General features: G+C 45.6%; 18 protein-coding genes. 6 read left to right on the top strand and 12 right to left on the bottom strand.

Annotated features, from left to right (window positions below; translation table 11 throughout):
- Nucleotides 1-42: 42 nt before the first annotated feature.
- Complete coding sequence (locus Q5691_RS04385; protein WP_333343988.1) at nt 43-4,278, bottom strand: PAS domain-containing protein; 4,236 nt, start codon at nt 4,276-4,278, stop codon at nt 43-45.
- A gap of 721 nt (nt 4,279-4,999) precedes the next feature.
- Between Q5691_RS04385 and hemG the strand changes: the two genes are divergently transcribed.
- A complete protein-coding gene (gene hemG, locus Q5691_RS04380; protein ID WP_333343987.1) occupies nt 5,000-6,460 on the top strand; it encodes a protoporphyrinogen oxidase in 1,461 nt (486 codons plus the stop codon).
- A 92-nt stretch (nt 6,461-6,552) separates the two neighbouring features.
- Here the strand turns inward: hemG and Q5691_RS04375 are convergent, their stop codons facing one another.
- The 5 genes from Q5691_RS04375 to Q5691_RS04355 form a co-directional block, all read right to left on the bottom strand.
- Entirely contained in the window at nt 6,553-7,245 is a 693-nt protein-coding gene (locus tag Q5691_RS04375; protein ID WP_333059446.1) for a response regulator transcription factor, read from the bottom strand.
- A gap of 105 nt (nt 7,246-7,350) precedes the next feature.
- Nucleotides 7,351-9,624 carry a hypothetical protein gene (locus Q5691_RS04370; RefSeq protein WP_333343986.1) on the bottom strand — a complete coding sequence of 758 codons (2,274 nt, stop codon included), beginning with the start codon at nt 9,622-9,624 and terminating at the stop codon, nt 7,351-7,353.
- 588 nt (nt 9,625-10,212) lie between these two features.
- On the bottom strand, nt 10,213-10,380 hold the full coding sequence (psb34, locus tag Q5691_RS04365; protein WP_106333461.1) for a photosystem II assembly protein Psb34: 168 nt from the start codon (nt 10,378-10,380) through the stop codon (nt 10,213-10,215).
- 69 nt (nt 10,381-10,449) lie between these two features.
- A complete protein-coding gene (locus tag Q5691_RS04360; protein WP_333208941.1) occupies nt 10,450-11,256 on the bottom strand; it encodes a thiazole synthase in 807 nt (268 codons plus the stop codon).
- Between the two features lie 208 nt (nt 11,257-11,464).
- A complete protein-coding gene (locus Q5691_RS04355) occupies nt 11,465-11,974 on the bottom strand; it encodes a CdiA C-terminal domain-containing protein (RefSeq protein ID WP_333208904.1) in 510 nt (169 codons plus the stop codon).
- 45 nt (nt 11,975-12,019) lie between these two features.
- Here Q5691_RS04355 and Q5691_RS04350 point away from each other — a divergent pair, with 45 nt between their 5' ends.
- Complete coding sequence (locus Q5691_RS04350; RefSeq protein ID WP_333208906.1) at nt 12,020-12,721, top strand: Crp/Fnr family transcriptional regulator; 702 nt, start codon at nt 12,020-12,022, stop codon at nt 12,719-12,721.
- Nucleotides 12,722-12,886: 165 nt separating this feature from the next.
- On the opposite strand, the gene Q5691_RS04345 is transcribed toward Q5691_RS04350, so the two are convergent.
- From Q5691_RS04345 to Q5691_RS04325, 5 genes are all read right to left on the bottom strand, one after another.
- Nucleotides 12,887-13,222, bottom strand: coding sequence for a cupin domain-containing protein (locus Q5691_RS04345; protein WP_333208908.1), 336 nt, complete (start codon nt 13,220-13,222; stop codon nt 12,887-12,889).
- Between the two features lie 85 nt (nt 13,223-13,307).
- Nucleotides 13,308-14,087 carry a class I SAM-dependent methyltransferase gene (locus tag Q5691_RS04340; protein WP_333208910.1) on the bottom strand — a complete coding sequence of 260 codons (780 nt, stop codon included), beginning with the start codon at nt 14,085-14,087 and terminating at the stop codon, nt 13,308-13,310.
- A gap of 367 nt (nt 14,088-14,454) precedes the next feature.
- Nucleotides 14,455-16,032, bottom strand: a complete 1,578-nt coding sequence (locus tag Q5691_RS04335) for a sodium:proton antiporter (protein ID WP_333343985.1) — start codon at nt 16,030-16,032, stop codon at nt 14,455-14,457.
- A gap of 19 nt (nt 16,033-16,051) precedes the next feature.
- Nucleotides 16,052-16,987 carry a DUF389 domain-containing protein gene (locus tag Q5691_RS04330; RefSeq protein WP_333343984.1) on the bottom strand — a complete coding sequence of 312 codons (936 nt, stop codon included), beginning with the start codon at nt 16,985-16,987 and terminating at the stop codon, nt 16,052-16,054.
- 311 nt (nt 16,988-17,298) lie between these two features.
- Entirely contained in the window at nt 17,299-17,517 is a 219-nt protein-coding gene (locus Q5691_RS04325) for a hypothetical protein (protein WP_333343983.1), read from the bottom strand.
- Between the two features lie 30 nt (nt 17,518-17,547).
- Here Q5691_RS04325 and Q5691_RS04320 point away from each other — a divergent pair, with 30 nt between their 5' ends.
- The 4 genes from Q5691_RS04320 (at nt 17,548) to Q5691_RS04305 (ending at nt 18,866) form a co-directional block, all read left to right on the top strand.
- Nucleotides 17,548-17,964 carry an MAPEG family protein gene (locus Q5691_RS04320; protein ID WP_333208917.1) on the top strand — a complete coding sequence of 139 codons (417 nt, stop codon included), beginning with the start codon at nt 17,548-17,550 and terminating at the stop codon, nt 17,962-17,964.
- A 181-nt stretch (nt 17,965-18,145) separates the two neighbouring features.
- A complete protein-coding gene (locus Q5691_RS04315) occupies nt 18,146-18,328 on the top strand; it encodes a hypothetical protein (protein WP_333208919.1) in 183 nt (60 codons plus the stop codon).
- The gene (locus tag Q5691_RS04310; protein ID WP_333310617.1) at nt 18,297-18,656 is read left to right on the top strand and encodes a hypothetical protein; all 360 of its coding nucleotides are present in this window, start codon (nt 18,297-18,299) and stop codon (nt 18,654-18,656) included. Before Q5691_RS04315 ends, Q5691_RS04310 begins: the two co-directional genes overlap by 32 nt.
- Nucleotides 18,657-18,707: 51 nt before the next feature.
- Complete coding sequence (locus tag Q5691_RS04305) at nt 18,708-18,866, top strand: hypothetical protein (protein WP_333085191.1); 159 nt, start codon at nt 18,708-18,710, stop codon at nt 18,864-18,866.
- Between the two features lie 134 nt (nt 18,867-19,000).
- Here Q5691_RS04305 and murD read toward each other — a convergent pair whose 3' ends face one another.
- A complete protein-coding gene (gene murD / locus Q5691_RS04300; protein WP_333343982.1) occupies nt 19,001-20,347 on the bottom strand; it encodes a UDP-N-acetylmuramoyl-L-alanine--D-glutamate ligase in 1,347 nt (448 codons plus the stop codon).
- Nucleotides 20,348-20,518: the final 171 nt, after the last annotated feature.

The following is a 20,518-nucleotide window of genomic DNA, read 5'->3' as shown; positions in this document are numbered from 1 at the left end:
ATTATCATTTTTCTCGTGCAACTACCAATTACCAATAACTCATTACCTCTGCCGAATTGGAATCTCGATCGCAAATTCAGTTCCCTCTCCAGGCGCGGAAATGCACTGCAGCGTCCCTCCGTGTCTTTCCACCACAATCTGATAGGAGATAGACAGTCCCAAACCTGTACCTTTGCCTACTGGTTTAGTAGTAAAAAACGGGTCAAATACCCGACACTTAACAGACTCTACCATGCCATACCCGTTATCTGAAATTACGATCGCCACCCGATTGTTCTCCAACACATTCGTGCGAATCCGAATCAAGGGCAATGTGTCGCAAGTTAAAGGTAAACCAGCCAAATCTTGCCGTTCTTCTTCCGAATAACTCGCTAATTCCAGCTTCCTATTCCTGACATTCGCTAAAGCATCAACAGCATTATTTAAAATATTCATAAACACTTGATTTAACTGTCCCACGTAGCACTGTATCTGCGGCAATTCCCCATATTCTTTAACTATTTGAATGTGACGATTTCTGCCATTTTCTTTAATCTTGTGTTGCAAAATTAATAGAGCACTCTCTATTCCTTCGTGAATATTAACACGCTTAAGATCTGATTCTTCCAGGCGGGAAAAGTTACGCAAAGACAGAACAATTTGGCGAATCCTATCTGCTCCGGTTTGAATTGAATTCAGCAGGTGCGGGAAATCCTCTTTCATGAATTCTAGTTCTATTTTTTCTGCAAAATCTTGGATAACAGCAACAGGTTCCGGGTAGTGTGTTTGGTACAAACTGCACAGTTCCAGCAAGTTTTTGGCATACTCACTTGCGTAAGTGATATTACCGTAAATAAAACTGACAGGATTATTGATTTCGTGAGCAATCCCCGCCACTAGCTGTCCCAAACCCGACATTTTTTCCGCTTGAATTAGTTGAGCTTGAGTCCTGCCTAATTGTTTCAATGTTTGCTCTAGCTGGCGATTTTTATGTTTTAATTGAGCTTCGGCTTGTTTGCGCTTGGTAATATTGCGTGCTAGAATAATAATCTGATCTGAATTAAACGGCAATAGTCGGGCTTCATAAGTTGTTTCTCCTTCCGACATGGAAAGCGAATATTCTATATCGATTGAATTTCTTGTTTCGGAAACTTCAAAGATTGCTTGGGCAAATTGGCCTGCGACATTCCGTGGCAATACGTCTGTCATTCGTTGACCCATAAAATGTTCGGGAGGTACGTATAAACTCGAGGAAGTTCCTGACAAATAATCCACGATTATACCCTCAGCATCTAGTCGAAAATACAAATCAGGCAAAGCGCGAAAAACCGCTTCTAACTCTAAAGTTTTTTGGCGCAGTGCTTCCTCAGCGTAGTAGCGATCGCTAATATCAAAAATTACCCCGTCCAAATAGCAAACGTTTCCCTCTGCGTCGAACACAGGAGAACCTTTATCCCACAGCCATTTAACCGTGCCGTCTGCTGCTAGCAAGCGGTATTCCAAGTTATAAGACTCTTTGTTTTCTATGCCTTGCCGAATAGTTGCTTCTACTTTTGCCAAATCTTCCGGATAAATAATGCTAGCAAAAGTCCGACCTCTCCTGTCCAAAAGCCAAATAAAATCTGCCGCCGGGTAGCCGGTTAATAAGTAAACGGCATCGCTAATAAAATTAGTCGAAAAATCGCACTGCCAGCGATAAACAACTCCGGGAATATTAGCAACCAAAGACCTAAATCTTGATTCACTTCTACGCAAAGCTGCTTCCGATTCATGTCGTTCGGTAATATCGTGAGCGAAAGCTAGCACTGCAAATACATTACCTTCAGCGTCGCGCAGGGGAAGTTTTTGCGTATCAAAAATATGTACTGAACCGTCAGCAATAGTTGCCGGATCGCAGGGATTGTGGATAATTTCGCCGGCCAGTACAGCAGAGTCGTCTGTGCGGAAGCCTCGGATATTTTGGGCGGAATTCCCAAAAACAATATCTTCTGAAAATCCTAACTCTAAATCTGATTTATCAATGATTTCTTCTACTGTTTTACCGATCGCTTGAGCGAAACTCCTGTTGACCAGAATATAACGAAAATTTTTGTCTTTGGCAAAAATCCAGTCGCTGGTTTTGTCTATTACTGTGCGTAGGAGTTGTTCGGAACGTTCAGTTTTTTCCAAAGAAGCCTGCAGTTCTAGTTCTAGGCGCTTGCGAGCAGTAATGTTTTCAAAAGCAACACCGATACAGTTGTTGGGTAATGGAAAAGCTTTAATAGAAAAAGCGCGAGTTATGCGGCCGCCTTCATCGCAGTCAATATCTTCAAGTTCTACGGCTTTCTGGGTGCGAATTACCGAAGCAAATGCTTGAGGAATGTTTTTCGATCGCAGTTGGGGAAAAATCTCGTCGATTGTCATTCCCAAAACATCAGCCATTTCTAATCCGGTAAATAGGGTAGCTGCAGGATTGGAGGCGATCGCCCTGAGAGTGCTGTCATCGTCTATATTTTCTAAATGGTAGACGTACAAACCAATTTGCATATTCTCGACAATTTGGTCGTAGAGGCGCACGCTTTCGTCTACCTGCCTGCGTTCGGTAATATCTTCAGTAATCCCCAAAACGTACTGAGGACGGCCTGCGGCGTCGAGAATTGGCACTTTGCGGGTGTGCAGTATTCTCATACCTTTGTGGCGAGTTTGGATCGGCTCTTCGGCGATGTCTTTAACAGTAGACTGATTGTGATGACCGGTCAATATTTCTCTGTCTTGAGCAGTAAAAACATCAGCTTGTTCTTTGGGGTAAATATCATAGTCATTTTTGCCGATCGCCTCTTGAGAGGTAACACCTGCGATCGTTTCTCCCGCTTTATTCCACAGCACAAATTTCAGCGAAGAAGCATCTTTAGCAAAAACTCCCACCGGTAGATTTTCTACTACGGAATTGAGAAAGCCTCTAGCTGATTTTAATTCAGCTTCTGCACGCTTGCGTTCGATGCCTAAAGCGATGACATCGGCAACCGATGCTAAAGTTTCCTGAAAAGGTGCTGTCAGCGGCTGGCGGCTGATAATTACCATGACTCCCACCAGCCGTTCTTCGACTATCAAAGGGTAGCCAGCGAAAGTTAGAATTTGCTTGGGGATTGGGCAATTTGTCGGCTTTTGGCTGGTGTTGAGAAGTGCTACTTCGGAACTGTGTACCTCTTTTGATTTCGCGGATTCTTCCTCTGGAAGTCCAAAATTATTCAGTTCAAATCCGCATTCAAATTCAGGTTTTTGCTGTTGGGCGATCGAGTTAACCTTATTTTCAATAAAGCTAGCGCGATCGTCTGTGCGACTGTATATTTCCGATGCTGCTTGCAATTCCCAAACATTCTGTTGAGAGTTGAAAGTCCAAATTTCAGCCGAAGCGACATCAAGATTCCGCACCATTGCCTCGCAGCAGGGAAGCAGGATATCTTGAGGGTGTTTGGTGAGGGCAATACCGACATCGGCTACCATTGCTGTGAGGCGAGAAGCTTGGGCTTTTTCTGCTTCCAACCGTTTGCGATCGGTGATATCTTCCACCAAAGAAAGCACGGTAAAAGTGTCGCCGCTGCGAATAATCGAGTTGAACCAGCGACACCAAATTACCTGTCCGCTTTTAGTATAGTTGCGGTTAATTGAAGTATTGCCGTTGCCAGTGGCTAGTTCCAGCTCGATCGCGCTTACAGCCTCTCTATCTTCCTCGCAAATCAAAGCCAAATCGCCGAACTGCTTGCCCATCATATCATCGGATGTCCAGCCAAAGATTTCCTCGGCGCGTTTCGACCACTGAACGATCCGAAAATCTTCATCCCAGCCTACCATTGCCAGCGGACTGTTAGCTGCATTCAACCACAGTAAATAGTTCGATCGGCGCAACTGTTGAGTTTTCTGCTGCTGCCAGCGGTAATGCCTGGTGATATCTCTACCGACGCCCAAAACCCGCATCTGCTTGCTAGAGGCATCCACCGCTGGCGTATAAGCAGTTTCGTAAATTTTAATCCCGCCGTCTGCCGTCGTCACCTCATGAATTGCCAGCCGTTTTTCCCCGGTAATAAATACTTGTTGCAGGCAAGAATCAATCTGCGAGATTATATTTTTGACAGCAGCATTATTGGGATATAATTTTAATAATTCCTGATTAGTTTGGTTGACTATTTCAGCAGGCTCCAATCCCATCCAAGCAGCAGCGACAGGATTGATGGATAGGTACTTTTGCTGTCGATCGCACTCTAGGAAAGCATCAACAGAGTTAGAGAAAAAAGACTGAAACGAGTTGATAACTTCCTGCATGGGTATTTTTTCATGAGAAAAGCTTAGTATTGTGGAAACCTCGTGTCTAAAGACCGATCGAGGTAGCACTCATCAGGCAGTTTTCACCGCCTTGAATATTGATTATTGCTACACAGGGCTACTTGGTCACTTGGTACTTTTGTGATCTACTTTCAACGGAACAATTACCGTTTCAAATATTTTACGCGATATCGTATAGCAGCTTGAGCTTAGACCCATAATTTTGATAACGTAATCAGTTAAGACGATAGCTGGTCAACTATGTCTTTTGATTAGGGCATAAAGCCCCATCTCTTCCGAGCGGGGTGCTGACTTGCTTAAGCTCTAAAATTTTCCTAAAGTTAGTTTAACCCACTCAAATCTTTTTGGGCACTTTACTACTGCGTTTCCCAGTGCAATTTTCGGCGCTGTTGCCTATAATACAAAAATTGTAAAGAAATAGTATTTTTGGGAATATAGCTTAATTAGAGCAGATGGTCTTTTTTTAAACCAGACCCAGCGGAGACAAAAGCGAGATGGAGGGACGGGGAGACGGGGATGTGGGCAGAGGTTAATCCACAACATTCGAGAAAAATGCTTAAGAAATGCCCGACAGCTTACCGATTCGCAATTCCCGATTCCCAATTTGGTAATCTGAAAGCGGTTTGGGAGTACGCCCAGCAAAGAACGTAAGCCGTGCAAAGCCATGTAACATAAAGATTGCGATATTTTTCTATGTAATATGGAACTATTAGATACCTTGATTGTGGGTGCAGGTATTAGCGGTTTGAGTTTGGCGCACGCACTTCACAAGGAAGCAACGAATCCATCCTCGCTGAGGATTTTAGTCGCTGAGAGCCAGGGACGTGTGGGCGGGAACATCACCACTGTGACAGCCGAAGGGTTTCTCTGGGAGGAGGGCCCGAACAGTTTTTCGCCGACGCCGGAATTGATGAAGTTGGCTGTGGATGTGGGATTGAAGCAAGAGTTGATTTTTGCCGATCGCAAATTGCCTCGTTTTGTGTATTGGCAAAAAAAGCTGCAAGCGGTGCCGATGACTCCACCGGCGATGATTCAGTCTCAGTTACTGAGTTTTCCGGGAAAACTGCGGGCGTTGTTCGGGGCTTTGGGGTTTGTCGGGCCGGCAATGGGCGATCGACTTTCGCAGCAGGGTGACGAGGAAACTGTTTCTCAATTTTTCCGCCGTCATCTGGGGCAGGAAGTGATGCAGCGGTTGGTGGAACCTTTTGTTTCTGGGGTTTATGCCGGCGATCCGCAACAACTTAGCGCGGCGGCGGCTTTTGGCCGGGTAGCAAAGATGGCTGATGTGGGTGGCGGGCTGGTGGCGGGGGCGCTGCTTTCTGCTAGGAAAAGACCGAAGAAATTGCCTGCAGACCCGAATGTTCCTAAAACTAGGCCGGGGGAGTTGGGTTCGTTCAAACAGGGGTTGAAGGCTTTGCCAGAGGCGATCGCTGCTCAATTGGGCGATCGAGTGAAACTCAACTGGCATCTGACTCGCCTCGATCGTACAGAACGCGAAACTTATATTGCTGTATTCTCGACGCCTGACGGACAGCAGGAAGTTGAGGCGCGCACCGTGGTTTTGACAACGCCGGCTTACGTTACAGCCGATTTGTTGCAGCCTCTGCAACCGGAAGTTAGCAGTGCTTTACACGCTTTTACTTATCCTACGGTGGCCTGCGTTGTTTTAGCATATCCGCACTCTGATGTCAAGGGTAAATTAGTAGGTTTTGGAAATTTAATTCCGAGGGGGCAGGGAATTCGCACTCTGGGGACGATTTGGACATCAAGTTTATTTGCCGATCGCACGCCTGGAGGCTGGCACACTCTCACCAGTTTCATCGGCGGGGCAACAGACTCGGAAATTGGCAATCTCGACTCCGAACAAATCGTTCGTGAGGTACACCGAGATTTGTCTCGGATTTTGCTGAAACCAGATGTGCCACAGCCAAAAGTTTTAGCGGTGAATGTGTGGAAGCGGGCGATTCCTCAGTACAATTTGGGGCATTTCGATCGCCTGCAACAAATCGATGAAGGCTTAAAATCTTTGCCGGGGGTGTATTTGTGCAGTAACTACGTTGGCGGCGTGGCTTTGGGAGATTGCGTGCGAAGGGGTTTCGATCTTGCACGAGAAGTGGGCGACTATTTGCAGAAAAAACAATCAGATACTCGATCGATCTGAATTCTTGTGTGGGGAGGGCGGGTTTGCAAATATCGAGTATGTTAATCAGAGATATTGGTGAACCCGCCCCTAGAGCCGAAAGGCGAATGTTACTAGGTTGTGGGTTCAAACTTGTAACCCACCCCCCGGACGGTTTGAATCATCGGCATTTGATTGGGATCTAGTTCAATTTTGCGGCGAATTTGACCGATATGGACATCCACCACGCGATCGGCTCCTACATACTCGTAGTCCCACACTTCATGCAGCAATTCCGATCGCCTCCACACGCGACCGGGTTTGCTAGCCAAACAGTACAGCAGGTCAAATTCTAAAGCAGTCAAAGCAACTATCTGGCTGCCGAGAATTACCTCGCGGCGAACCGGATCTATTAGTAGCTCTCCAAAAGTAAGAGTTTGTTGTTCGGCGGGAGTAACAATGCGTTTGCGCTTCAAAATTGCTGCAACGCGAGCTCCAATCTCTACAAGACTAAAAGGTTTAGTAATGTAGTCGTCAGCACCTTCGGCAAACCCTTTCATTTTGTCAGCTTCATCGGTTCGGGCAGTCAGCATCAACACAAATACACCCGTGCGTCTTTGCATTTCTTGACACAGTTTGTAGCCAGTTGTATCAGGTAAATTTACATCTAGAACTACTAAGTCAGGATTGAGTTGCTCAAATAATTCCAGACCAGTCTGACCGTCCTCGCCAGACTCTACTTGATAACCTTGCTGGCTCAAAAAACGGTGAATCAAATTTCGGATTGCCGGGTCGTCATCAACCACAAGGATTTTTACAGGGGCCATGACCACAAGTTTGCTTGAAGAATTAGGCAAGAATATTCAGCCATAATAATAGAAAACTGGATACAAATCTCGAAAAAATTGAGCTTTTAATAGTTATAGCCCTATTTATAACCTACGCAAAATTTCAGGCAATAAATCTCCCGGAACTTTGGATAAGGCTAAATTTTGGCCTGGCAGCCCACATTCACTATAGAAAGCTCTAATCGTTTTGACAATATAGCTCAATGCTGTTTGCCGGGAATCAGCAGCTTGGGAGTTTGCCGCGGCTTGCAAGTTGAGTTTATCCCCATATGTTAACCCTTTGTCATTGAGATTTTGTCCCCATTCGGCACACACTTGCAACTGATGGTGCAGTGCTGCTTCTAGATGGCTTGTCTGTGCGACTTTGTTAGTGGCGAAATCTGGGTCGATGGCTAGTTGATAGTGGGCTAGTCCGAGATTGTTGCGGGCGGCCAAGGCGTCAAAGGTGAGTTTGGTTCGATCGATCTCTGCGGCGATATCCAGGGCGGCTTCGTAGGCGGTAATCGCCTGCTGCAATGATTCCGTCCGCGCTTGTTTCTGCTGAAACTGGTTTGCCAAATGCCAATAAGCCGTACCGAGATTGTTGTACGTGGCGGCTGCTGCTGCGGGTACTAATTCTCGGGTGCGGTATTTCAATGCTTCGCGGTAGGCGGAAATCGCCCTGACTAGCAGGGGTTCTGAGGGTTGGTGCTGGGCGAGGTTCCAGCAGGCGGTACCGAGGTTGTTTTGCACTCCGGCATAGTTAAGGGGTTCTCGTTCGGGACTGTAGCAGGAGAGGGCTTGGGTGTAAGCTGCGATCGCACTTTTGAGATATACGATCGGCTCACCATCTTGAGCTAAATTCCAGTATGCTGTTGCCAAATTATTCTGAGCAGCAGCGTACTGCTGAGGCTCCACGGCGGGGTCTAGATCCAGCAGCGCTTGTTGGTAAGCTGCAACTGCGTGCTGCAAGTTCTCTGTCTTGTCTCGATAGCGGGCTAAATCGGCCGAGGCGATTCCCAAATTTTTGTTTAATCTAACGCGGGTTTGGGGTACGGTTTCGGCATCTGTTCGGTTCAAACCTTCAAGGTAGAGGGCGATGCTGCGTTCAAGGCTGGATACCGGATCTGAGGCGTTGAGGGCATTGGTGCGATCGCGCGATAGCATCCAATAGAGAGTGCCGAGATCGTTGAGAAGATCGGAAATTGGCGGTAGGCTGTTGGACTCCTGGGCGTACTGAGTTAAATTTTCTGTCAATTGGGCAATCAGCCGCGCGCATTCCTCAGTTAGTGGTTGATTTTGCTGCGAGTTGGTGTCAACGTCGAGATACGCAATCACTTGTTCGATCGCGCGAATGGCGATTGTCAGGTTTTGCTCTGAAACGTCTCCGCCCAGAATGCGATCGCGGTAGTAATTTCCCAAACCGTGATATGCCAAAGCCAATGCTTCGGAACAACACTGATGTTCTTGCAGCAGTTCGATGTATTGCAGGGTTTGCAGCGGCAGAAAATTCTCCTCTGATGCAGCATCATTTTCGCCTTCCAAATCCTCAGAAGCCGCTGCTAGCACCAAATCTGCCAGTTGGATGGATGGAGAATCTGGCGCTGGGGACGGGGGATGGGAAATTGGCGATGGTTCCTCATCTGCCAGTTGGACGGATTGAGAATCTGGCGCTGGAGACGGGGGATAGGAAATTGGGGATTGTTCGTCGGCAATTGGGGATTGTCCAGACAAAGAAGATATTAAAAGTTTGTTACCAAAATCTCCGCTGTCCCGCAGGTTTCGCAAGTCTCCTGAGTTGCCTAAGTCCTCAAAGTGCCCGAAGTCTCCCTTAGCTGGAGTTGGTTCGCCTTCAAACTCAAATACTCCGGTTCGCCAGTGCCAAAATTCCGGGGCCGATTGTTCGATCGAACTTAGCCAGGGCCGCGACACCCACAGCAACAGAGTAGACTCGCACATTTGCAGGTTTGCTTCGATATCTCTCAAATAGCTCAGGAACGACCACTGCACGGCTGCTGACTGCCTGGTCAGGTGTTCGGCCCCAAGAATTTGAAATCCCGGCACAGGGCTGTAGCTGCCCCTGTTTTGCGGCGGTGGGTGTTGGGTCAGCCACGCGGCGATCGAACCCCAAGGATTTGGATCGCTCAAGTCGAGTTCCAAACTGACAAATCGGGGGTAGTCGATCGGGGAGCGAGGATGTGAGCCTGCGCTCTCTGCGGCTAATTCTGTCTGCAAGCGGGCGGCTAGACAGTCCCGCAAGCACAAGTCGTCGCAGGCGGCAATAAAAATTTGACGGCGTAAATTGAGGTCGATCGCCTGTTTCAAGCGTTGATAGATCAGCTTGTTTGAGCTAGAAACTTTTTGGGAAGGAATAGACATCAGGAGCAGCCGATTTTAGATTTTAGATTTTAGGTTTTAGGTTTTAGATTTGGGATTGTAGATTTTAGATTGTAGAGTTGAGAGTTGAAATCTCGATCGCTCATAACTCACAACTAAGCCCCGAAGGCAGTCAATCGATTTTAGATTTGAGATTTTAGATTTTAGATTGAAGCCTTGACCGCACGGATAAATTCGGGGGCTCCTTTATCGGATACAGGTTTTTTATTTCTGGGCCCTGAGTCTGCTTTCGGAATAAATCCGGGGGCTTGTATCCTGGATGCTTGATTGTCAATCGCACCGTTGATTACTAAAGGATTGTAGATTTTCAATTGGCAATTTTATGTGGGTGGCAAACCAGTGTGATTAAGTGCAACCCATGTCCCTGAACCCGACAGCCGAGAGGAAAACACCAAATTTATGCTGGTCTTATTTAGCTTTCCAGCTCGCTTGGCACGCTTCAGGATTATCGCAACTACCTGCTTTGTATTGAAACACAAAAACCATGTTTCCTTGGGAAAGGAAAACATGGTTTCTCGAAGGATTATTTAAAATTGCGATTTGAAGCAGCTTTGAGTCTCAGGCCAGTTTTCAGACGGAGGCAGCCACGTACACCAAACCGGCGACTAACATGGCTGCTGCAATACCCATGATGATGTAGTTGCGTTGCTGATTTTTGTTGGGAGGTACGGCTTCATACACCTTCGGCTCTTTAGCAAAGTTGTTCAGGCGTCCATCGTCATCTTTGATGTAAGGCATCAGTCACAATCCTTAATATTTTTGATGTTTACAACTCTACCAAAAAAGCGCCCAGGAAAATTCAGGAATTTATTTGGAGGTGACAGTGCCTGTTTGGGGGGAAGAGGCGATGGCGTAATCTTTGATCGGCATTCTGCCTGCTAAGTACGCCATCCGCCCCGCTTCTGCTGCCATGGACATTGCTTTTGCCATTGCCGGGGAATTTTGGGCATTGGCGATCGCGGAATTAATCAACAGTGCATCGGCTCCCATTTCCATTGCTCGCGCCGCTTCGCTGGGCGTTCCGATCCCCGCATCGACAACCACAGGAATATTTACCGTGTCAATAATTATTTGAATGTTGGCCGCATTGTTGATCCCTTGCCCTGAACCGATGGGCGAACCTAAAGGCATGACTGTCGCACAACCGACTTCTTCTAGGCGTTTTGCCAGCAGGGGATCGGCATTGATGTAGGGCAAAACGGCAAAACCTTCTTTGACTAATTGTTCTGCGGCTTCCAAAGTGCCGATCGGATCTGGCAGCAAATATTTAGCATCGGGAATCACTTCTAACTTGACAAAATTATTGTCTTCTTGCCCTAAAAGTTTCGCCATTTCCCGGCCTAAACGAGCTACTCTAATCGCCTCATCCGCAGTTTGACAACCGGCAGTATTGGGCAGCATCCAAATTTTAGTCCAATCGAGAGCCTCTGCCAATCCTTCATGGCCGGGAGCATTTGTTTGCACTCGCCGCACAGCCACGGTAACAATTTCGCACCTGCTAGCGTTGACACTTTGCTGCATTTCTGCAATGCTGCGATATTTTCCCGTCCCCGTCATCAAGCGAGAATGAAAAGTTTTGCCGGCAATAATTAGAGGTTTGTCTAAAGATGGCATTTCTGTATCTACTGGATAGCCAAAAATGCTGTACTCAAGTGCCTCTTCCCAGTTTTTTCTGCCTCCCAGCATTGCTTCAAGCTGCCAACCTTCTTTATTTGTCAGCTCATCGCGGGTAACTGCATAAAGAATTTGCCCAACAGTTATCAATTTGGCATCTCGCGGCATATTATTTTTTAATCCTCTTTGTATAATTTCTTCAAACTCATTAAAAACGTCTTCCATTTTCCCATTCCTCCCTAGTAATTTCTTGAGATTCTTCGCTATTGAATACTAATATAATGCTCTGAATCCGTTGTGTGTCGTCCCAATAAAAAGCTTTTCTGATGCCGTCGTTTACCTTCCAAAACTCGTAACTCTTTCGGTTTACGTGAAAAATAACCGTTACTGCACCTTGTTTTTTTGCTCTACTGATGCCTTCTTGCACTCGGTCTCTGATGTTTTGAGTCTGTTCTGTCAACTCCTTAAGTTCGCAAATCTCACCGTCTATCTCAGCATCTGGCGTTCTGACACCCTCTGCTGCTTGCTCGCTCAACATTCTAACTCTCTTCCCTATTTTAGCCAAAACTTCAGCAATAAAGATTTCCGAATTATTAAGATTATGTTGTTGGTGAATTAGCACAAATCCGCCAGCTATCTCATCAAAATAATATCGCCGATATTCTGGTTCTGCATTTTCGTAGATGGCTCTGCTTGTTTCGATATATTCTGAATTCACCGTTACTATACTCTCAATGGACTCGGATCGGGTAGAGTTAAAGGTATGAAATCAACTGTTGAGCAACTGGCTAAAATTGGAATATTTACCAGCTTAAACCAAACTGAATTAGAGCGATTGCAAGAACATACAGCAATTCAGACTTACCGACAGGGAGAAATTGTGATGTATGAGGGCGATCGCATCCCCGAAAAATTATACACTCTTTTGAGCGGTTCTCTGCGGGTTGCAAAAACAGCGGCGGCGGGCAAAGAAACAATTCTCCGCACTTTATTTCAGGGAGATATTTTTGCCGCACCTGCTTTGCTAGGCAACGGCATTGCCCCCGCAACGGTGACTGCAGAAACGGAGGTGGAAGTTCTTACCACAGAACGGGAAGTTTTGCTAGCAGCAATTCGAGAAAATCCTGAGATTGCCTTGCGAATATTGGCGGTGTTTAATCAGCGGTTGCAGCAACTGCACGAGACAGTGCACGGTTTGGTGTCGGAAAGGGCGATCGTGCGGCTGGCCCGATTTATTCATTACTTTGGCGTCGAGCAAGGTAGGAAAATGGCGGATAATAGTGTATGTTTAGAAAAACGTTTTCCCTACTATCAAATTGCTCGCAGTATTGGAATTACCTACGAAGAATGCGTGCGGTTATTTAAGAAACTCAAGCCGTTTGTTTCCTACAGTCGAGGCGGTAAAATTATTGTATTGGATTGGGAAAAATTGGAGTATATCGCCTCTGGAGATGACATAGACTAAATGTTAAAATCCCAATTCTTGTAGTGCGGGTTTCACAAACAATATTTGAGTGCAACTCACTATCTATATAAAACCGCCCCCCACAATCTGTGAATCGGGGCGGGTTTATGAGATTATTGATTTTAGGCAAGTATGAAACCCGCCCCCCAAGCAATATTGCGGAAATTAATTAGCCTCGGAAAGTGTCAAAATAAACGCCAAATTTTCTTCTGCTTTCAAAGCGTGAAGAGCTTTACCGGGCATGAAGATAAACACCCCCGGTTCCAAAACAATATCCTTGCCTTCTAAAGTCAAAATTCCCTTTCCTTCGAGTACATTGACTGTGGCATTCCGTGCAGAGGAGTGTTCCGAAATTTCCGTTCCTGCCGCCAGACAAAATAAACTGTACTGACAATTATTGTCTTTGACTAAAATTTTGTTCAGCACTCCTGCAGCGGGATATTCAATTGCGTCTCGGAGTTGGATTGCTGAAGATTGTAGCGGTAAAAGAGTAGTAGTCATAGTTTTTGACAATTAATTAATTTGGTCACAAGTCTCGAATTTATCAGTGGCTTCACTTTCTTCAATCGAAAATCGATTGAGTCGGTTAAGATTGTTTTTTGGCCGAGAGAACGATGTAGCCCAGATCCTGTTGGTAATGCTGGAAAACTCGACGCATTGCTAAGATACGATCGCGAATTTGCGATCGACTTAAAATATTCCACACAATCCGCACAGTACCCACCAACCCTTCATCTTGCAGCATTCGCGACAAATTTAGGAGGCCCATCGCCCCAGTTTGACACTTTTCTACTTGCAAACCCGCGTTTTGGTAAACAGCAATCCAGCCAGACTCAGACAAAGGCGTTGAATTAGCCCGAGTCACTTCTGATAAAGCTTTTTGAATTTCTGATTCTCGGTTTCTAGCTAAAAGTTCGTGAGAGAGAAACTTGCCGCCTGGTTTTAAACGATCGCAAATTCCCGATACAATTTTAGCTTTCCCCGACGGCGACTGCATTGTCAGGATAGCTTCAGCCAACACCCAATCAAACTGTTGGGAAATCCGATCCAAGTGAAAAATATCTCCTTCCACAATTTCCACTCGATCGCTCAAACCCGCTGCTGCAACATTAGCACGAGCGCGGGCCACACTGTCGGGATTTTTCTCAACTCCCACTACTTTTACGCCAAAACGTTCAGCCAGGGCGATCGAACTATATCCAAAACTAGCAGCCAACTCCAAAACAGTCTCCCCAGGCTGAAAATCCGCCCATTCAAATAACTGTTCCGTAGCAAATTTCCCCCCCGGCCTCAACATTTTCTTACCCGCCGCGGCCAGAACTTCATGTCCGGGTGCAGTCTTAAAATTCAGAGCAGTATTGGTCATTAAATTGACCTCCTATGTAACCTTACTCTCAGTTTGCCAAATTCTCCCAAATCTTTCTATGATCTAGCTCATATTCAAATTATCGTAGGGTGCGTCAGCCTCCTGATTTTTGAGAATTATCCCAAAGATTTAGAAATTCTGACGCACCCTACAATAGATTTATATTATCGTAGGGTGCGTCAGCCTTCTAAATTCTTGCAGTTATCCCAAAGATTTAGAAATGCTGACGCACCCTACAATATCGGGAACTGTTTTTGATTCCAACACGGAATCTAACAAGGAACGAGAAATTTGATGGTTTTAGGACTTACGCAAAATTTCCATATCAGCGGGACAATCACGGGGGATTATCCCTACAAACACCCGATTAAGAAACAATTTCCTCATTCCGATCTTGAAAACATTGCTGCAACACAGAAACAGGGAGCTCATTCAATTGACCCGATCGCACAAATTCAGCATAAGTATCAGCCTCTATTGCCTGCAAATCCCCTTCTAGTTTGTCGATAGTCATCTGTCGCAGTTCAGGAGATCGATCGTACATTTGGTTGATTCCTGCTTGCAGCAAGTTTAATTTTTCTTGAAGCTGACTCACGAGATGATTGGAAAACTCAGGCTCGACTCTACGATCGCCCGATACTTCCGATAGATGCTTGAGAACCCGATTGAGAGCAACACGTTGGGCGATCGCCTGCAGATACTCCTGGCGCAACTCCTGGTTGATCAACAACCCCAGTTTTTCCAGCAGCGCCTTGGTGGTTAAACCTTGTACTAGCAGCGTAAATAAAACTACACCAAACACAATCGCAATAATTCTTGGTCGATCGGGCAGAACATGGGGTACGCTCAAAGCTAAAGCAATCGATACAGAACCCCGTAACCCTCCCCACCAAATCACAGTTTGATCTGGCAATGAAATTTTAGATTTTCCTAACCAATTGCTCAACCATCCTAGACCAAAAATAGCGATTGCTCGCGTCACAAACATCGCCACTACAGTTATGCCAATCACTCCTAAATTCGCTCCCAAATCAGCAAAACTAATCTGATCGCCAATCAGCAGGAACATGATCGAATTTACAAAAAACGCCAAAAAATTCCAAAATTGTGTTACCGCAAGTCTGGTACTGGGTTGCATACCAATCTGAGAGCCAAAATTGCCAAATATCAAGCCCATCGTCACCACTCCAATCACCCCTGAACCACCCAATTCCTCCACAATTATATAAGTGCCGTAGGCGGAAACTAAGGTTAACGATTGCTCAACCAAAGGTAAATCAAATGGTTGAGTCAGATAAGAAACTCCAAAACCGATTAAACTGCCGACAACAACCCCAATTCCCACAAAAGCTAAGAAACGCGCAATCAGAATTGGGATGCCAACGTCATCTGTCCCTAGAGAGAATCCCACCAAAAAACTAAAGGCAACAATAGCAATGCCATCATTAAATAAACTCTCACCCTCCACCAGTAACGCTAAGCGTTTTTCAACTCCCAATTCCCGGAACAATGCAATGACTGAAACCGGATCAGTAGCAGAGATACTAGCTCCTACCAACAGAGCTATTGCTAAAGAAACTCCCGCTATTTGGTTGAGAGCAAAAGCCACGCCAGCAACAGAAATAACAACACCCAAAATCGCATAAAGAGCGATCGGCACTAAATCCCGCTTGAGTTTAGGCCATTCCAGATTCCAAGCCGCTTCAAACAACAGAGGCGGCAAAAAAATCAACAGAATCAGTTTCGGTGAAAGCGTCACCAGCCGCACATCTATAAAAGCCAAACCTAACCCGACAATTACTAACAGCAGCGTGTAGGGAATTTTGCTCAGCCATCCAAAGATTTGCGGCAGCGTTGCCACAGTTAAGGAAACCGCTAGCACTAAGAGAAATTGCTTCAGATTCCCCTCGATCGTCACTTGGTCAATTAGAGTTTCTGGGGTCATAGCATTAGGGATAAAATAGTTAAGGTTTCGATTTCGGTCGGAACTTATCCGGCGTTGAACCCCGCACTTCTTCAACTTGACTGACTTGAAAAATTAGGATAAATTTTTGATCCATTTCTTTTTCGACAAATGCTTCTAAAAGCTTCACTTGTTTGGGTGTCAAAGCTTCGCTGCTGCGAACAATCAGACGAACCTCCGGCGGTTTTGTCAACCAGTTAGTATCAGTTTTAATCAGTTCCACCCGTTGAAAAGTGATAGTTCGGTTAAGCAGCGCCCGCTTCAGACTGACTTCTAGTTGCGCTTGCTCGATCAATTCCGCAAAACTCACCCCCAGAGGAATCACAAGTATAGCCGTCAATGCTAGCGCCCAAAAGAGGGCTTTACGGGCGCGATGCAGGGGCGTGTAGCCGGCAATTAAAGAAGTTAGCATACAGGAGAGAGTAATCCCCAGCAAATTAGTAAGATACAGGAGGCTTGCTCCCAAACTGAGCGACCAATTAGCTTGAGATAAGCCTAAACCTATAACACAAATTGGTGGCATGAGAGCCACGGCGATCGCAGTTCCCGCCAGAGTAGCAGAAACTTTAGGCTGAACTTTCGCATAGCCGCTGATTCCCCCAGCGGCGATCGCAATTCCTAAGTCTAGTAATGTAGGTTTAGAACGAGCTAGAACTTCGCTCCCAAAGTCGGGAATTTGTATCAAAGCTCCCAAAAAACAAGCTAGAAAAATTGCTAGCAGCGTCCCGACTGATAATGCAATTAAACTTTTGCGGAAGAGGAGAACGTTACCTTCTACTGCTCCAAACGCTAACCCTCGGATTGGCAACATCAGAGGGGCGATGATCATAGCACCGATGATGACGGCCGCACTGTTGGAAAGCAGTCCAAAGGTGGCGATTATACAGGAGCCGAGAATTAAGACTAGATAGTTAATATCTAGGGTTGATTCTTCCAACAAGTCAACTCGTATTTGCTTTAAATGCTCTCGAGGAATCCTGCTCCCGGTGAAATATTTAAGACGGTCTCGAATATTGTTGAGCAAAATAATCTCCTTAAATCGGGGGCTTGTATCCGTATGCAGGTAAGGTCAGTCGATTTTAGATTTTAGATTTTAGATTTTAAATTTTAGATTTTAGATTTTAAATTTACTCCACTGATGAATCTGGTAGCTTGAACAAAAGTCCAAAATTTGGGGCTACCCAGTCGATTTGAGATTTGAGATTTGAGATTTACTCCACAGATGAATCTAGGATCTTGAACTAGGGTCTAAAATTTGGGGTGACTCACGAGAAGAGTCGGGGGCTTGTCTCCCTGTGCAGGTGTAGTCAAAAGAATCAAAATCCCAGCCAGCAAGTTTTCGAGGATGTCCCAGAATCCGAAAGCAATTATCGCGTCGCTAATAGCCACCAGTTGAATCACATTCCGTGCATGGAATGACGGGAGGGCGATGAATAACGCGATCGACAATAATTGATTTATAATCAAGATATCTACTCCACCCAATAATACCCAATCATGCTCGCAGAAGCAAACGCCACACTTTGGCCTAGTCTAATTACTGTTTCAGCATTAATTCTCTACTTCGTTGTTACCATCAACGTCGGCAGAGCTAGATTCAAATACAAAGTTTCTCCCCCGCAGATGACAGGAAACCCAGACTTTGAGCGAGTGGTGCGAGTTCAGCAAAATACCTTAGAGCAAATGATTCTATTTTTGCCCTCGCTGTGGCTGTTCTCGCAATTTATTAGCCCAGTTTGGGGCGCAGGTATCGGCGCAGTTTGGATAATTGGACGCATTTTGTTTGCTTGGGGTTACTATCAAGCGGCTGAAAAAAGAGCGGCAGGATTTGGCATTAGCACCTTAGCTACTTTAGCTCTGCTTGGTGGTTCATTAACAGGCATAATTATGTCGCTGCTGAAGGTTGGAGCGTAAATTCTGATCGACATAATTATTTTTCTACTCGTTTCCACGTTATGCCTGGTAACGCATATCCGGAGGCTCTGCCTCCAATTTTCCTGCTAAAAAAGCGAGGCACAGCCTCTCGACAGCGGTTCCCTGGCAGAGCCAGGGAACCAGTTAAATCCAAGTTTTTCAATTACTTTCAGGAGTAAATATGTCAGAAACCAACAAACCCGTATTTGAAATTAACCCACAACTTTTTCAGCAGCTTGTCGAGTGGCAAGAAAAACTTGAACAAGAAGATGAATTAGTAAGCGAGTCAGAAGACGAGAAACCACTTGAGGTAAAAAATCCTCCTGACAGTTATGAACAGCATTCTCAAACAGATAATTTCTAGCTGGTGGCTAGCAGCATCTTTTGCATTTCCGGCTGCTGTCTCGGCTCAATCGCTGACACCTAGCCAAATTCAGCAAGTCAATAGCGGTTTGTTTCGTTCTAACTCTCAAGATTTCTTTCAGCAAGGAAATCGCCAACTGGAAAGAGAAATCGCAATTTTGTTGCAAAAAAAAGTCACTTCCGAAGGCAAGATTCTGGAGATTGATGAAAAATTGCTCTCTCAGCTTTGCAGCCAAGTTAAAATAAATTCGCACAATTTTGACACAGTAAATGCTGTTAAGATTGCTGATTTTAAGGCAAAATTAACAGATAGTTGTAGGCAAAATTAAAATAAAAGTGAGGTAAAAATCCAAGTTTTAGTGTTGATGGATAAAGAAGGAATGACCACGTTGAAACTAGCCATGCTGAAAGCGCAAACTGCCGCTCAATTGGCGGCAATAATTATTGATTACACTCATGAGGAAATGATGCTAGTTTTTTATGAGCTAGAATGGGAACAACAGGCGAAAATTAAGGATATTTGGAAGACGGTTAGTTAAAGTAGGTGGAAATCAGAGGTTTTAATTTTTAACCGCAGATGTAAGCCGATAGACGCGGATGAACGCAGATTGAATTTGGTTAGTGTTCGCTGTGTATAACAATCTTAATTTGTACACAGCGAACAATGAAATATCTAAACTAGGGATTCGAGGCATAATTGGCGAAAATGATCGCCTCGTTGCTCGAAGTTTTGGTATTGATCGAAGCTAGCACAAGCTGGCGAAAGCAGCACGACTTTAGCGTTGTTCTGTTTGCCTAATTCTGCCGCTCGCGGGATTGCTCGTTCCATTGTTTCGACTATTTCCCAAGCGTTGTAATTTGCTTGTTCGAGCCGATCGGCAAAAATACCTGCCGCATCCCCAATTAGCAACACCCCCGCAGCTTTCGCCTTGATTGTATCAATCCAAGCGCGATCGTCCCCTTCTTTGGCGTCGCCGCCCGCAATTAAAATCGCCGGTGCGCTTACAGAAGCCAACCCGACTTGGGCGGCGTCATAATTAGTAGCTTTGCTGTCGTTGATGAAATCTATGCCTTCCCAAGTGCAGATGTGTTCGAGGCGGTGCGAAACTCCGGGGAATTTAGCGATCGCCTGGGCGATCGCACTTTTATCTATCCCCGCCAAATTAGCTGCCGCCACCGCCATTAACAAATTCTGCAAATTGTGTTCTCCCACCATTCGCAAAGAATCAGCAGGCAGAATTTTCTCGCTTTGAGCTATTACCCAACCATCTTGAATATAGGCTCCAAAATCTGTATTTCCCAACAAATCTTTTTCACCTTTGACACTCGTCCAACACGCATCCGGCCAAACGTCAACTCCTTGCTGCCGCAAACAAGGATCGTCGCCGTTAATTACTTGCAATTCCGACTTTTTCAGCAAATGTGCTTTAATGTTGTAGTAATTTTCTAACGTTTTGTGGCGGCTGAGGTGATCCGGCGTCAAGGTCGTCAAAACTCCGATTCGCGGCGCTACAAACGGCGAGGATTCTATCTGATAGCTGCTGATTTCTGCGATTACCCAATCCGGCTGTATTTCAGCTAAAGCTAATTCACACGCAGCATAACCAATATTGCCACAAGCGGGAGCGTAAAGCCCGGCCTCTGCAAAAATAGCAGCAATTAAAGCAGTAGTAGTAGTTTTGCCGTTAGTGCCGGTAATTCCCACCCAAGGAGATTTGAGGTAACGCCACGCGAGAGCCATTTCTCCGATTGTTTCAATCCCTAACTCTCTGGCGCGCACTAATGCTGGACTGTCCCAGGGAACGCCCGGACTTACTACTATTAATTCTATAGATTCGACTGGTTCAAAAGATTGACCTAACTCCACATGAATGCCTTCGTTAGCGAATTCCTGTTGCTGTTCGAGCAAGTTTGGGGAAGATGAGCGATCGCTCAGCGTTACTTCCCATCCTTCGCGTTTGAGCAGTCTGGCGGCGGCAATTCCTGATTTTCCTAGTCCAATGATATGAGCTATCGGCATAAGTTGTGTGTGTGATGGAGCGAATTTTCTTGGTTTTTTCCTCTTATATGTTACGGTTTTTTGGGGATGGTTTAACCGCAGAGGGCGCAGAGGGCACAGAGGAGGAGAAGAGAGAAGATAGAAATGAATAATTCCGATACCAATGGATTTGATATTACATCAAAACCTTTG

The sequence above is a fragment of the Microcoleus sp. w1-18aA5 genome (assembly GCF_036701705.1).
Classification (GTDB): domain Bacteria; phylum Cyanobacteriota; class Cyanobacteriia; order Cyanobacteriales; family Microcoleaceae; genus Microcoleus.
Note: the sequence above shows the minus strand (reverse complement) of the source record. Positions and strands in the feature narration are given on the sequence as shown.